Origin of the sequence: Absicoccus intestinalis, assembly GCF_033971885.1 — a bacterium.
In the GTDB taxonomy this organism is placed as follows: Bacteria; Bacillota_I; Bacilli_A; order Erysipelotrichales; family Erysipelotrichaceae; genus Absicoccus; species Absicoccus intestinalis.
On sequence record NZ_JALBUS010000005.1, the window covers coordinates 136,218 to 148,741 of the forward strand.

Here is a 12,524-nt window from a genome sequence, read left to right on the forward strand (position 1 = left end):
TTTGTTTCCGGAATCCTCTCTTGAATTACAGGTTCATTATAAAAAAGCTGAAAGCGTTTTCCAATCTTTAGAATTTTGAATTTGTCATTTTTAAAAGTGACAAAACTAAATAGTTGAATTATGCTTTATATAAAGCATAATTTCTCTTTTGAATACATAAAACTTGAATTTTTTTCCTCCCTTCTTTTTGTGGTTTTATGTATGAATGAAGTCATTCTATTATTATTGTATAGACTTCATATGGAAAGCCGGATCCTTTCCATGCTTCAGCTCATTTATCGATATAGATTTCTCTTCAATCATTATAAACCATTTGAAATTTTAATAATATATTTATATTTACTTATTATAAATTATATAGACATATTTATATATTATTAACTCGCTTAGCAATCTCATCAATACAATCTTTGGCTTGTTCCAATTGACCAATGCGATCAAAAAAGCCATGATCTAGCCCTTCATAATAAAGAACTTCTACTTTAGGCAATCGTTTTTCAAAAATCTCATTACAAATGCGATAGTAATCAAATTCGGCCTCAATCATCAATACTGGTGGGAAATGGGAAAGATCTTCTATATATAAAGGCGATATATTTGGATCTTTTACATCTTTCTGCTTCGGTACATACATTTTTTTCATATCCATCGAAAGATTTCGAAACCGATATAAACGATTCATGATACGATCTTTCTGTGTATCCGCCATTTCATAGAAATCATAATTCCAATGGTATTCTGTCTCATCATAAGTTGCTACATCCAAGGCAGCATAGATCAAGATGCCATAATCAATGGCATGCTTTGTATCTTGAGCCATACAACAAGTGGCTAAATTGCCTCCTGCACTATCCCCCATGATACAGATATGGTCATAACCTAATGTCTGGATCCAATCTAAAATGCCCATACAATCTTCAATGGCACCTGGAAACATCGTTTCCGGCGATAAGCGATATCCAATGGAAATCACCGTTGCCTCACTTGTTTGTGCCATGTATTTGCATTGCGCATCTTTGGATGCGATGGTCCCCGAAAGAAAACCACCACCATGAATATAATAAATCACATTTTTCTTATCGCCTGCCGTTTGATACATACGTACAGGAACATAATGATCGCTAACCCAAATATTACGATCTAGAATATCTATAGGAACAGAGGAAATATCCTCACCCATTGCTAGGGTACTTCGAGCTCCCAATACCGATACCTCACTAGGGTCTGGATCATATCGATCATAAAAATCCTCGTGAATGATCTTTGGCAACTCACGCTCATAAACTTTCTTTTCGAAAGCATGGGCTCTTGTTTCTTCTAATTTTGGTTTAATGATCTTCTTCATGTATTTCATTCTCCTAATAGATAACGAGCGGTTTGCGCATCGGTAATCAAGACATTGATATATTTTCCTGCCAATACCGCGCGAATCGCTTCATGCTTCTGTTTTCCATAGGCAACACCAGCTCGTATGGGAATTTTTACTAAGTCATCCAAACTTAAACTCATGATTTGAGAATCATAGTCTTGGGAAACCAACTGCCCATATTTATCAATCACATGCGACATAAATTCAGCTTGACCGCCTTGATTTTTTAATTCTTGAAATGTTTCTTTTGACACATATCCCGATTGAATCAAGGTTGAATCCGATTCCAAATTACCAATTCCCATCATCGACAAATCAGCTTGTTGAAGTTGATTTATAAGATCCATGATGCTTGGTTCTTCCAACAAAGCCTCTCTCGTTTTCTTTGAAACATATAATGGACACAAGAAATTATAACTATTCGCATCTAATATCCGCGCAACTTCTTCTACAATGAAATTGGAATACATCATACGTTTCTTTTTTGGAAATGTCAGTGAGATATTAGTTGATCCTTCGGATGGCAATATGACCACTTGATCTGTTTCTAAAAATTTTATACGTGGATTTTGAGCCAAAGCTTCTGTCATTTGTTGCATCGTCGATCCTCGTGTTAAAGCAATTTTCATTGGATTCTTGATTTGACGCACTAAAAAATCTGAAGCATTCTTGGCAATTTCATCAGCTAACCGATCTTCTTGATTGGAATAAGCAATAATTACTTCTTTTAAGCCATATTTCTTTTCCAGTTGTGCTTCCAGATCATTTCCGGTACCCACAGGATAATTGATTTTGATTTCTATGATTCCTATATCTTTGGCTTTTGTTAATGCACGGGAAACGGTGGTTCTTGAAATATTTAATTTTTCGGAAATTTGCTGTTGCGATAAGCCTTGTTTATAATGCATTTCCACCACACGAATAATAAAATTCTCTTCTTTCATCATATCTTTTCTTTCTAAACGATTCATATAATTAAGTATAAGATACTATTAATAAAATGAATATAAAAATCAGTCATCATCTTCCTCATCAAAAAGGAACTTCTTCATATCGATTCGATCCACACTTTGCTTCCCATCGGCAATCAAAGATACGGACAAGTCGCTTCCCTTTAATGTTTTGCGCATGATGACTGCACTCAATAATACAGGCAAATTCATACCTGTAACAATTTCGATCATTTGGCCTGATTCTTGTACATATTGCAGCATTTGGTTACAAGGTGTACCACCAAATAAATCAACAAAAACGATGCTTCCTTCTGGATAGGCTTCTAACTGAGAAACAATGGCTTGTCGATACACATTGACATCATCGCCAGGTTCTAAGGAAAATGCACTTAAATTGGATGCATGTCCAGCCAGCATTTCTAAGGATTGCAATAAGCCAATGGCAAAGGGACCATGACTACATAAAATTAAACCAGGAATAACTGGATCCGTTGTTTCACTTTGATAAATTTTCATTTTCTTCCTCCTCAATATTAGGCAATATTCTTTTCTATATTTTGCTTGATACCGTCTCAAAATCGATATCCACCCTACGATGTCCCTAAAATTCACCCATCATGACCGAGCAAACTTTCTCTAATGTCCATCCAGGTGATATCTTTTCGTTGCTTCTTCGCATCTTTCAAATGGACCAACCTAAGCTATATACACCATGGCCCATGATGGATATAGTGTTATATTGCATAAAAACAGATTTGGATTCGCTGCTTTTCAGTTTTGTAAAGAAGCCGATACATATGTATATTTGATGATTGAAATTTTGTACATCATGGTCCAAATTTCATTGATGCCTTTTGCACTTTTTTGTGAAAATTGGGATCTTTCTAAAGATCCCAATTCATTAAGCAATAATTCCTAAACAACCCAGTGCTAGAGAGATTAACGTCGTTATAATGGTCGCTTTAAAGTAATTGCGATCCTTGGATAACATCTTCCATAATAAACTAACAACGATCAATGGTAAGATACCGGGTAAAATAGAATCGAAAATGGATTGTACAGATGTCGAGTAGGTACCCGTTACGATTTTTAGAGGTGTGTTAACAGTAACGTATGTGGAAGTCAATCCACCCATCATGAATAAACCAAGAATACTAGCTCCAGCAATGATAACATTGACCAAACCAGAACGTAACATATTTTCTGCAAACGAATAGCCATATGTATAACATTTTTTTGTTAAGATATAACCAATCGCAAAGCAGATCACACTCAAACAAACAATTGGGCCAATGCCACCTAATGGATTTCCTTTTTTTGCCAATGGCAAGAATAGGCCAATAAATAAATACATCAAAGTAGACCATGAAATGGTATCACCAATACCTGCTAGTGGACCCATCAAACCTGTTTTCAAATTGACAATAGTTTCTCCTGGAATGGCATCATAACTTTGAGATTTCTTTTCTTCCATAGCCAAAGACAATCCCAAAATAGGACCACCACCCCAATGAGCTTCTGTATTAAAAAAGGTCATATGACGTTTTAATGCTTCGATCAATTTTGGTTTATCTTCTTTTTTGGGATAGAATTTATGTAAAGGGCCTGCCATTGCTGAAGCAAACATAGGTGCTTGCATTCGTTCAAAACTATGACCAACTTCGGCAAATACCCACCATTTGGTCCATGCTTTTAAGAGATCTTTATTCGTTAGCATCTGTGTAGATGGTGTTAACTCTTCGTTTTGCTCGTCTTCCTCTTCTTCGTCGTCATCCTCTTCATCGACAGTACGTAGATATTCATTTTTCGTAAAGGTCAAATATAAGAAGACTAAGAATAAGCCAATCAATAGCAAGGGCATCGTACCCATCTTAGAGTATTGTACAAGGAAAAAACCGGCCAAGAAAAAGGGAATATATTTTTTCTTTCCAATTAAATTAGCAATGATCGCAAAACCAACAGCTGGCAAACAAGCTCCCATTGCTGTTAAGCCATTGCTTAACCAATTTGGAATGCTATTTAAGATTTGTTTCATAGTTCCTGAACCAAAATATAAAGCCAAGAAGACCAACACGCCAAATACAGCCCAACGAATAATACCTGGAATCATCACACCCCAAGTGAATATGCCGCTGGTATCACCATCTTCGGCTTTGGAATCGGCTTTTTCAGCAAAAAAGCCATTCCATAAATACACTAAATTGGAAATTTGTACGCCTAACAAAGCCACAGGCACGGCTAAGGCGATGGCTGCATTGGTATTCAAATTCGAAGCAATCGCAATAGGAATCGCAATATAAGCGGCCAGACATGGATCTGATGGTTGATTTCCACCAGCCGCAATGACACCTAAATAAATTAATTGAATGGTTGCTCCAATCATCATGGCTTGTTGCATGTTCCCCATCACAGCGCCAACAATCACAGCATTAAAAATAACGGTATTGTACATGAAGGCGCCTGGTGTGTATGGCATACAACATTTCGCAAATCCACAAAAGAAGCCCAGTAATATAGCTTGCACGAATGTAATTGTCATTTTCTCTTCTCCTTTATCATCTTCACTTTAAATCTGGGAATGTTTTCTTTAAGATCGTCAAAGATTCTTTCTTATCGGTTGGTTGCATCTGAAAATACAATTTCATCCCTGATTTTTCCAGATCCAACAACGTTTGGGCTTCAGATTGATCCAAACCAAGTTGTTTATAGACTTGTTTTCGATCATTGATGATAGCCATTTGTCCAATAGACACTTCCTCAAAAACCAAGCCTTTTTCTTGGCATTCTTTGATTTGTTTAACATCACGGAACAACACAAAAACATTATAGGGACCAAATTTATTCTTATTCCAAACTTCAACAGCTTTATCAACCGAGTAAATATTCACTTTCAAATCGGATGGAGCCGCAAACTTCAAAATATTTTTTTGCATCTTATCTTTTGCTACGGCATTATCAATCACAACAATCTTTTGAGCATCAAATACTTTTACCCATTGAGTAACAACTTGTCCATGAATCAATCGATCATCGACACGTACTGCTAATTTTTTTGCCATGTTACCTCCTTATGGTCATTTTTTCCTATATTTGCAAATATGTTCTTTAACCAGTGTTATTGTACTCACTTCCTAATCTGGTTGTCAATATAAAAAAGAGTCTTTTTTTCTTTATAACGCAAATATTTTCACACCGACCTAATTATATAAATAAAATCATTATATATTTTATTTTGAAAATATATATAATTATATTTATTTCCGTTTTTAATATACGTTTATAATTACTTTTGTAATAATATACAATTATTAATTGCTTTTTTGCGTTATTTTTAACATCTTTTATAATTTATTGTTAATATTATCGCATTTTTATATTGACTTATTAAATATCCCTACATATAATGAAATCGTAAAAATGATACAGAAATAAAAATACATTTCATTTATCTCAAGGAGGGTTCGTTATGAAAGACATTCTAAAAATGGATATCAGTGAAATGGTTGATTTGGACTTTGATTGTTCATGTGGGAAACATCATACATTCCCTGTCCATGACATCGACATTAAAAAAGGAGCCATCAATGATCTACCAAAAATAGCAGCTCCTTTCAAAGATTCTTCGATCTTGGTCGTATTTGACAACAACACCTACGAAGTAGCTGGTAAAAAAGCGGTCGAATTATTAAAAGCAAACGGCTTCAAACATGTTAAAGAATTATTATTTGATGTTGGCGACGATATTCTTTTGCCTGATGAAAAAACATTAGGACGTATCGTACAAGAAGAAGATCTGGACTGCAAACTGGTGATTGGTGTCGGATCCGGTGTAATCAACGATTCTTGCAAATTTGTTACTTCTCGTACCAAATTACCATACATCATTGTAGCCACTGCACCTTCCATGGATGGATATGTAGCGGATGGAGCCCCAATCATTTCCCATGGCTACAAATATTCTCCTCTTGCCCATTTGACCTATGGTTTGATTGGTGATACCGACATCTTAAAAACCGCACCCCAAGATTTGATCCAAGCGGGTTTTGGCGATGTAGTTGGCAAGATCACCGCATTGACCGATTGGGATCTAGCCGTCAAAGCCAATGGCGATGACCGCTGTGACACTTGTGTCCAATTGGTCGATAAAGCGCTCGATAAATGTTTCTCTAGCGTAGAAGGCTTGCCAAAACGCGATCCCGAAGCTTTAGGAAATTTAATGGAGGCTTTGACCATCAGTGGTGTTGCCATGGGCCTTGTCAATATTTCTCGCCCCGCCTCTGGAGCTGAACATATGTTGTCCCATTATTGGGAAATGGATTTCATCGCTCGGGGCTTGAATCCCAATCATCATGGCATTCAAGTCGGTGTCGCAACACCAGTTATTGCTCGTATTTTTGAATTATGTGAAGATATCTTACCGGCTGGAGTAATGGATTGGTGTGCTTCTCCTGAAGAAATCCGAGCTTTATTGAAAAAAGGCGGGGCTCCTACTTCACCAAAAGAGATTGGAATTGAAAAAGATTTGTTCCATCGTAGCATTTTGGAAGGCTATAAAGTACGGCCTCGCTACTCCATCTTACAATTCGCCAAAGATCATGGACGCTTAGAAATCATTGCCGATGTATTAACCGAAGAAATTTATGGCAATGCAGAAAATATCGATTATTCATCATTATTTAATAAGGAGGAAAGAAAGATGAAAATTGCTTTTGGATGTGACCCGAATGCCACGACTTTTAAGAAAGAATTAATGGAATTCACAAAAGAACTGGGATATGACGTTGTCGATTATGGCAGTGATGATCCCATCTATGCCAACGTAGCCTTCAAAGTAGCCAAAGATGTGGCTAATCATACTTGTGATCGTGGCATCTTATTATGTGGAACGGGAATTGGTGTATCCATTGCTGCCAATAAAGTGAAAGGCGCTTATGCTGCATGTATCCATGATGTGTATCAAGCCCAACGTGCCGAATTGTCGAACAACGCCAACATCATTACAATGGGAAGTCAGATCATTGGCATCAACTTGGCCAAAGAATTAGTGAAAGAATATTTATCTTGTACTTTTGATACAAATAGTCGTTCCATGCCAAAAGTACAACGCATCATCAATTACGAAAACGAATCGATTTCTGCTTGATCAATCGTAGAGGAGAGTTCAACTCTCCTTTTTTTATTGTTTGATATTCGATAATTTCGTATAATTTCTTTAAAAAGGAAGTGTCCGCATGAAAAAAGTGGTAGATGATATTCGCTTGATGACAAAAATTAGCGATATGTATTATAACCAAGGCATCAATAAACAAGATATTGCCAAACAACTGCAAATTTCTCGTCCCATCGTGATTCGCATGTTGAAATCAGCACAAGACCTTGGTATTGTTGACATTCATATTCGGAATTTAGATTTGATTCATCATTGGGATCTAGAAAATGAATTACAGAAAAAATTTGATTTGAAAGAAGTCATCATCGTTGACCAACAACCAACTTCGGAAGCTTTGAAACAATCTTTAGGAAAAACCGCTTGTCAATATCTTCACTACAACATCAAAGATCAAGATACCATTGGCATTTCCATGGGAAGTACGCTTTATTATATGATTGAAGCTATGCAACCCATTCAAAAAGACGTCACCATTGTTCCTTTGATTGGCGGACAAGGAACCGTTGCCAACAATCTTCACTCCAATTCTTTGGCTCATGTCATGGCTGATCGATTGAGTGGGCAAGCCATATCCTTGCTTGCTCCGGCCCGTGTAGCCAATCGTCAGCTGCAGCAAGGCCTACTGAAAGAAGAAAGCATTGCCTCGGTATTGACCTATGGCAATCATTTGGATATTGCGATCGTTGGTATTGGTTATCCCAACGAAAAAGAATCTTCGATCATGGCGACGGGTAACTATAAAGAAAACGAAGTTGAAGAACTATTAAACAAAAAGGTAGCTGGTGAAGTAAACATGCAGTTTTATGATATCGAAGGCAAAACCGCCCCCTATAAATCCTATAACAATGTGGTCGGTGTCAATATTCACAAGCTAAGAAAAGTTCCTCTTTCCATTGGCATTGGTGGTGGCATAAAAAAAGCCAATGCCATCAAAGGTGCCATTGCCGGAAAATACATCAATGTTTTGATCACCGACATAACTTGTGCTCAAAAACTCATCGATGGCGAATCCTAAGATCCGCCATCTTTTTTACTCCATTTCTCGCCAATACGGATTTGGCGTAGCCAAGATACAATCCGCATGCCCATCGATCGAAATCGTTTCTTTTGGCATCAATAAAAGACTTGTTCCTGGTTCAACCAAAGTATTATCCACCAGAATACGGCCCGATAAGATCGTGCAAACGGCTGCTATTTCACTCGGATTGGAAACACGATCTTGCACATGTTTATGAATCAGATCAAAAGCATAGAATGCAGCATGTCGCCCTGTAGAAAAGGTTTGTTTGATTTCTTTGTTTGTTGGAATCATGGTCGCTAACGCTTTTTCAATATGTAACTCACGCTTGTTTCCTTTTGCATCTTTTCGATCATGATCGTACAAACGATAGGTAATATTCGTCGATTGTTGGATCTCATAAATCAAAGCACCATGCGTCAAAGCATGGACAGTACCTGCTGGCGTAAACAACAAGTCATTGGTTTTTACAGGATATTTCTTTAATACGTGATGAAAATCTTTCTTTTCAATGGCTGCTTGAATCGACTCTTTTGTTCCTTCGACATTTTCTGCATAGACCCATCCCTCTTTGGGCGCTTCAATAAAATACCAAGCCTCACACTTTCCATACGGCTTATTTTCATGGTCCTGGGCAAATCCATCGGTTGGATGCACTTGGATGCTGACATCGAATTTAGCCGCATCAAAACTAACCATGATCGGATATTCTTCGTTTGGCAATAAACCAAAAGCAGCTGGATCCTTTTGGATCAACGATCGCAATGTTGTCTGTCCGATTGGATTATCAATTCCTTCAATTGCCGCACAAGAATAAACAATTCCCGTGTGTTTACTTGTAGCTCCATACGCTTGTAGACGCTCATCACCCCAAATTTTATCCATTGAAATTGGCTTTAAGATATACATATCTACTTCCTCATTTCTATTATTATATCTTTCATAAATATTGTATCTTTTCTAAAAATGGGTTACACTCTTCATACAAAAGATTCCAATTTTTTGTACAAAAAAGACAACTGGTTTTGATTGACCTCCCAGTATAATCATAGGCAACACTTTTTATGTTGAAAAAAAGTACCCGTCTATGACTTGGTACTTTTTTTAGTTAGGAGCGAATATGAGAAAAGTAATCATTGATTGTGATCCAGGCATTGATGATGGCTTAGCTTTGATGTTGGCCTTAAGTAGTCCGGAAATCGAAGTCATTGGCATCACGATCGTATGTGGCAATACCCCTGTAGAGATGGGGTTTGACAACACCAAAAAAATTCTAAAATTCATGGATCGATTGGATATCCCCATTTATAAAGGAGCGACAAAACCTTTAAAAAAGCCGCCTGTTCATGCCTTAGATATCCATGGTGCCGACGGCTTAGGAGAAAGCTTTCTAGAGGCGGTCCCAGGCTATGAACAAAAAATTCATGCGATCGAATTTTTATCCAAAACATTAAAACAAGAACCCTGTACCGTTATTGCGATTGGCCCTATGACCAATTTGGCCCAGCTCATTGACCAAGATCCATCAGCTTTTGATGCCATCGACACTTTGGTTTCGATGGGCGGCACCTATCAAGCGCATGGCAATTGTTCCCCTGTCAGTGAATACAATTATTGGGAAGATCCAGAAGCAGCCAAAATCGTCTATGCCCATGCCCAAAAGATCCATATGATTGGCTTAGACGTGACGCGACAAATTGTATTGACTCCCGAAATGCTGGATACATGGGAAAAGATAAATAAAAAAGTGACCGACTTTATTCGTCAGATCACCCAATTTTATTTTTCCTTCCATTGGCACCAAGAACATATAAAAGGATGTATCATCAATGATCCATTAGCAGTTGCCTATGCGATCGATCCAACTCTCTGTTCTGGTTTTGAAGCCTATACCGACATTGAAACCGATGGCATTACTCGTGGTGAAAGCGTTGTCGATGCCTATGATTTTTATCACAAACCAGCCAATGCCAAGATCCTGACCCAAGTGGATGTAGCCCGCTTTTTTACGGAATTTGAAAGTCGAGTGATCAATTATGAAAAACATTAGTACCTATCATATTTGTACCATCGCTTTTGCGATCGTCATCAATATCATCGGAGGACAAATTGCGCTTCTGTTGCATTTACCCATCTATCTTGACAGCATTGGGACTTTCTTCATTGCAGCTATATGCGGCCCCATCTATGGTATGCTCCCCAACGCTTTGAGCGGTGTCGCTATGTGGATGTTAGGTGATGTCTATTCCCTCTACTATGCTCCCGTTGGTATCTTATTAGGCTTATTGGCCGGCTTGCTCTTTCATCGCACCAATAACGTTTTTTTGACAGCCTTATGGATCACTTTACCTACTTCTTTGGTGAGTGCTTGTATTACCGCCATCTTATTCGGCGGTATCACCTCGAGTGGATCGACCGTATTCGTACAGATCCTCGCCAAATTTATCGGCTTGACCCCTGCTTGTTTTATCGTTCAAATCCTTACCGACTATTGCGATCGCACCCTTGGCTTGAGCCTTGTGAAAATAGTCATCAAACAAATGCCCGATCGCATATTATTGAAACTAAAAAATACGGACTAAACCGTATTTTTTTATTCTTCTTCTGGATACGTAAGATGCCAATCTTGACGAATCTTTGTCATCATCTGCATGACATCGATCGTATAGTCAAGATGCATTTGATCATCTCCATCGATGGCCCTTTCCATATCCAATACTTCATATGATAAAGCATCTGTCGTATGCCCTGCTTCGATAGTTTCTTCATGGCCATCCTCGGTATACGTGATCACGGCTTTATCTCCTCTTGGATAGTCATACATAGTAACATATCCTTTATCAAACACGATGGTTCCCCGTTTTGGTTGTTTGGCATGTAAGGACAATATAACGGTTGCCATCTCTTGTTCTTTGTTCATCAATAAAATTCCCGCTTGTTCATCGACCCCAGTGGGCGCAAATTTGACTTGACTTTGGATCTGATCCGGACAAGACTGCATAAACCAACGCACAAAAGATAACGCATAGACACCAATATCCAACATGGCACCACCCGCTAAATTCTTATTAAAAAAGCGATTTTTCATATTGTAGTCTTTATAAGACCCAAAATTCATCTGGATCAGACGCAAAGGCCCTAAACTATCTTTGATCGCATTCAATTTCCGATAGATGGGCATATGATAAATCGTCATTGCTTCTGCCAATACAACATGATTCTTTTGTGCAAGTTCAACCGCCTCAGATAGTTCTTCACTATTTAAGGTAATTGATTTTTCACATAATACATGTTTTCCATGAGAAAGAGCCTGGCGTAAATATTGAATATGCGTATTATGTGGCGTAGAAATATAGATCACATCCACATTGGGATCCATAAACATTTCTTCCGGATCATCATATACTTTCTCAATACCATATTCTTGTGCAAATTTGACCGCCTTTTCATGGGTACGATTACCCACCGCATACAAATTACCACCCAACTGATGCATCGCATCCGCTAATTGATGCCCAATTACACCGACGCCTAAAGTAGCCCAATTATACTTTATCCGATTCATAGATGTTCCTCTTTTCTACTTTTATTTTATACAAAAATACGCATCAATGGAAGCAGCCGCATGTTTGCCAGCCCCCATTGCACTGATGACAGTGGCAGCCCCTGTGACTGCATCTCCACCAGCATAGACACCTTTCTTGGTCGTCATCAAATTTTCATCCACGACCAGACATCCTTTTCGATTGGCTTCCAATCCTGCCGTTGTGGAACGAATCAATGGATTCGGACTGGTACCAATGGCCATGATCATGCAATCGGCTTCGATCTCAAATTCACTGTCTTCGATCGGTACCGGTCTTCTTCGGCCGGATTCATCCGGTTCACCCAGTTCCATACGGATACATTTCACATGCGATACCCAGCCATTCTCATCACCCAGTACTTCGACTGGATTGTTCAACAAATCAAAGATGATACCTTCTTCTTGGGCATGTTCCACTTCTTCTTTAC

Annotated in this window: 12 protein-coding genes; 4 read left to right on the forward strand and 8 right to left on the reverse strand. The window is 38.2% G+C overall.

The genetic code is table 11. From position 1 onward, the window contains the following. Positions 1–367 precede the first annotated feature (367 nt). From MOZ64_RS05005 to MOZ64_RS05025, 5 genes are all read right to left on the reverse strand, one after another. Positions 368–1,345, reverse strand: coding sequence for an alpha/beta hydrolase (locus MOZ64_RS05005; protein WP_320325491.1), 978 nt, complete (start codon positions 1,343–1,345; stop codon positions 368–370). A gap of 5 nt (positions 1,346–1,350) precedes the next feature. Next, on the reverse strand, positions 1,351–2,316 hold the full coding sequence (locus MOZ64_RS05010) for a sugar-binding transcriptional regulator (RefSeq protein WP_320325492.1): 966 nt from the start codon (positions 2,314–2,316) through the stop codon (positions 1,351–1,353). Between the two features lie 66 nt (positions 2,317–2,382). Further along, complete coding sequence (locus MOZ64_RS05015) at positions 2,383–2,838, reverse strand: PTS sugar transporter subunit IIA (RefSeq protein ID WP_320325493.1); 456 nt, start codon at positions 2,836–2,838, stop codon at positions 2,383–2,385. Positions 2,839–3,223: 385 nt separating this feature from the next. Next, entirely contained in the window at positions 3,224–4,861 is a 1,638-nt protein-coding gene (locus MOZ64_RS05020) for a PTS system mannose/fructose/sorbose family transporter subunit IID (RefSeq protein WP_320325494.1), read from the reverse strand. Positions 4,862–4,883: 22 nt separating this feature from the next. Continuing rightward, on the reverse strand, positions 4,884–5,381 hold the full coding sequence (locus MOZ64_RS05025; protein WP_320325495.1) for a PTS sugar transporter subunit IIB: 498 nt from the start codon (positions 5,379–5,381) through the stop codon (positions 4,884–4,886). 407 nt (positions 5,382–5,788) lie between these two features. Here MOZ64_RS05025 and MOZ64_RS05030 point away from each other — a divergent pair, with 407 nt between their 5' ends. Then, positions 5,789–7,465, forward strand: coding sequence for an RpiB/LacA/LacB family sugar-phosphate isomerase (locus tag MOZ64_RS05030; RefSeq protein ID WP_320325496.1), 1,677 nt, complete (start codon positions 5,789–5,791; stop codon positions 7,463–7,465). An 88-nt stretch (positions 7,466–7,553) separates the two neighbouring features. After that, a complete protein-coding gene (locus MOZ64_RS05035; RefSeq protein ID WP_320325497.1) occupies positions 7,554–8,507 on the forward strand; it encodes a sugar-binding transcriptional regulator in 954 nt (317 codons plus the stop codon). Between the two features lie 15 nt (positions 8,508–8,522). Here MOZ64_RS05035 and MOZ64_RS05040 read toward each other — a convergent pair whose 3' ends face one another. Then, positions 8,523–9,419: a class I mannose-6-phosphate isomerase gene (locus tag MOZ64_RS05040; protein WP_320325498.1), complete on the reverse strand. Its 897-nt coding sequence runs from the start codon at positions 9,417–9,419 to the stop codon at positions 8,523–8,525. A 211-nt stretch (positions 9,420–9,630) separates the two neighbouring features. Between MOZ64_RS05040 and MOZ64_RS05045 the strand changes: the two genes are divergently transcribed. Both MOZ64_RS05045 and MOZ64_RS05050 read left to right on the forward strand, forming a co-directional pair. Next, positions 9,631–10,560: a nucleoside hydrolase gene (locus MOZ64_RS05045; RefSeq protein ID WP_320325499.1), complete on the forward strand. Its 930-nt coding sequence runs from the start codon at positions 9,631–9,633 to the stop codon at positions 10,558–10,560. Next, positions 10,547–11,092, forward strand: a complete 546-nt coding sequence (locus tag MOZ64_RS05050; RefSeq protein WP_320325500.1) for an ECF transporter S component — start codon at positions 10,547–10,549, stop codon at positions 11,090–11,092. Before MOZ64_RS05045 ends, MOZ64_RS05050 begins: the two co-directional genes overlap by 14 nt. A gap of 11 nt (positions 11,093–11,103) precedes the next feature. On the opposite strand, the gene MOZ64_RS05055 is transcribed toward MOZ64_RS05050, so the two are convergent. After that, positions 11,104–12,075, reverse strand: coding sequence for a Gfo/Idh/MocA family protein (locus MOZ64_RS05055; RefSeq protein ID WP_320325501.1), 972 nt, complete (start codon positions 12,073–12,075; stop codon positions 11,104–11,106). A 21-nt stretch (positions 12,076–12,096) separates the two neighbouring features. Beyond that, positions 12,097–12,524, reverse strand: a 428-nt coding sequence (locus MOZ64_RS05060; protein ID WP_320325502.1) for an FAD-dependent oxidoreductase, incomplete at its 5' end; no start/stop codon positions are given.

What these genes read in the sequence shown, in the direction of transcription:
- MOZ64_RS05035 (WP_320325497.1), top strand. Translation starts at nt 7,554, where the DNA reads ATGAAAAAAGTGGTAGATGATATTCGCTTGATGACAAAAATTAGCGAT.
- MOZ64_RS05045 (WP_320325499.1), top strand. Translation starts at nt 9,631, where the DNA reads ATGAGAAAAGTAATCATTGATTGTGATCCAGGCATTGATGATGGCTTA.
- MOZ64_RS05020 (WP_320325494.1), bottom strand. Translation starts at nt 4,861, where the DNA reads ATGACAATTACATTCGTGCAAGCTATATTACTGGGCTTCTTTTGTGGA.
- MOZ64_RS05025 (WP_320325495.1), bottom strand. Translation starts at nt 5,381, where the DNA reads ATGGCAAAAAAATTAGCAGTACGTGTCGATGATCGATTGATTCATGGA.
- MOZ64_RS05005 (WP_320325491.1), bottom strand. Translation starts at nt 1,345, where the DNA reads ATGAAGAAGATCATTAAACCAAAATTAGAAGAAACAAGAGCCCATGCT.
- MOZ64_RS05055 (WP_320325501.1), bottom strand. Translation starts at nt 12,075, where the DNA reads ATGAATCGGATAAAGTATAATTGGGCTACTTTAGGCGTCGGTGTAATT.
- MOZ64_RS05010 (WP_320325492.1), bottom strand. Translation starts at nt 2,316, where the DNA reads ATGATGAAAGAAGAGAATTTTATTATTCGTGTGGTGGAAATGCATTAT.
- MOZ64_RS05050 (WP_320325500.1), top strand. Translation starts at nt 10,547, where the DNA reads ATGAAAAACATTAGTACCTATCATATTTGTACCATCGCTTTTGCGATC.
- MOZ64_RS05030 (WP_320325496.1), top strand. Translation starts at nt 5,789, where the DNA reads ATGAAAGACATTCTAAAAATGGATATCAGTGAAATGGTTGATTTGGAC.
- MOZ64_RS05015 (WP_320325493.1), bottom strand. Translation starts at nt 2,838, where the DNA reads ATGAAAATTTATCAAAGTGAAACAACGGATCCAGTTATTCCTGGTTTA.
- MOZ64_RS05040 (WP_320325498.1), bottom strand. Translation starts at nt 9,419, where the DNA reads ATGTATATCTTAAAGCCAATTTCAATGGATAAAATTTGGGGTGATGAG.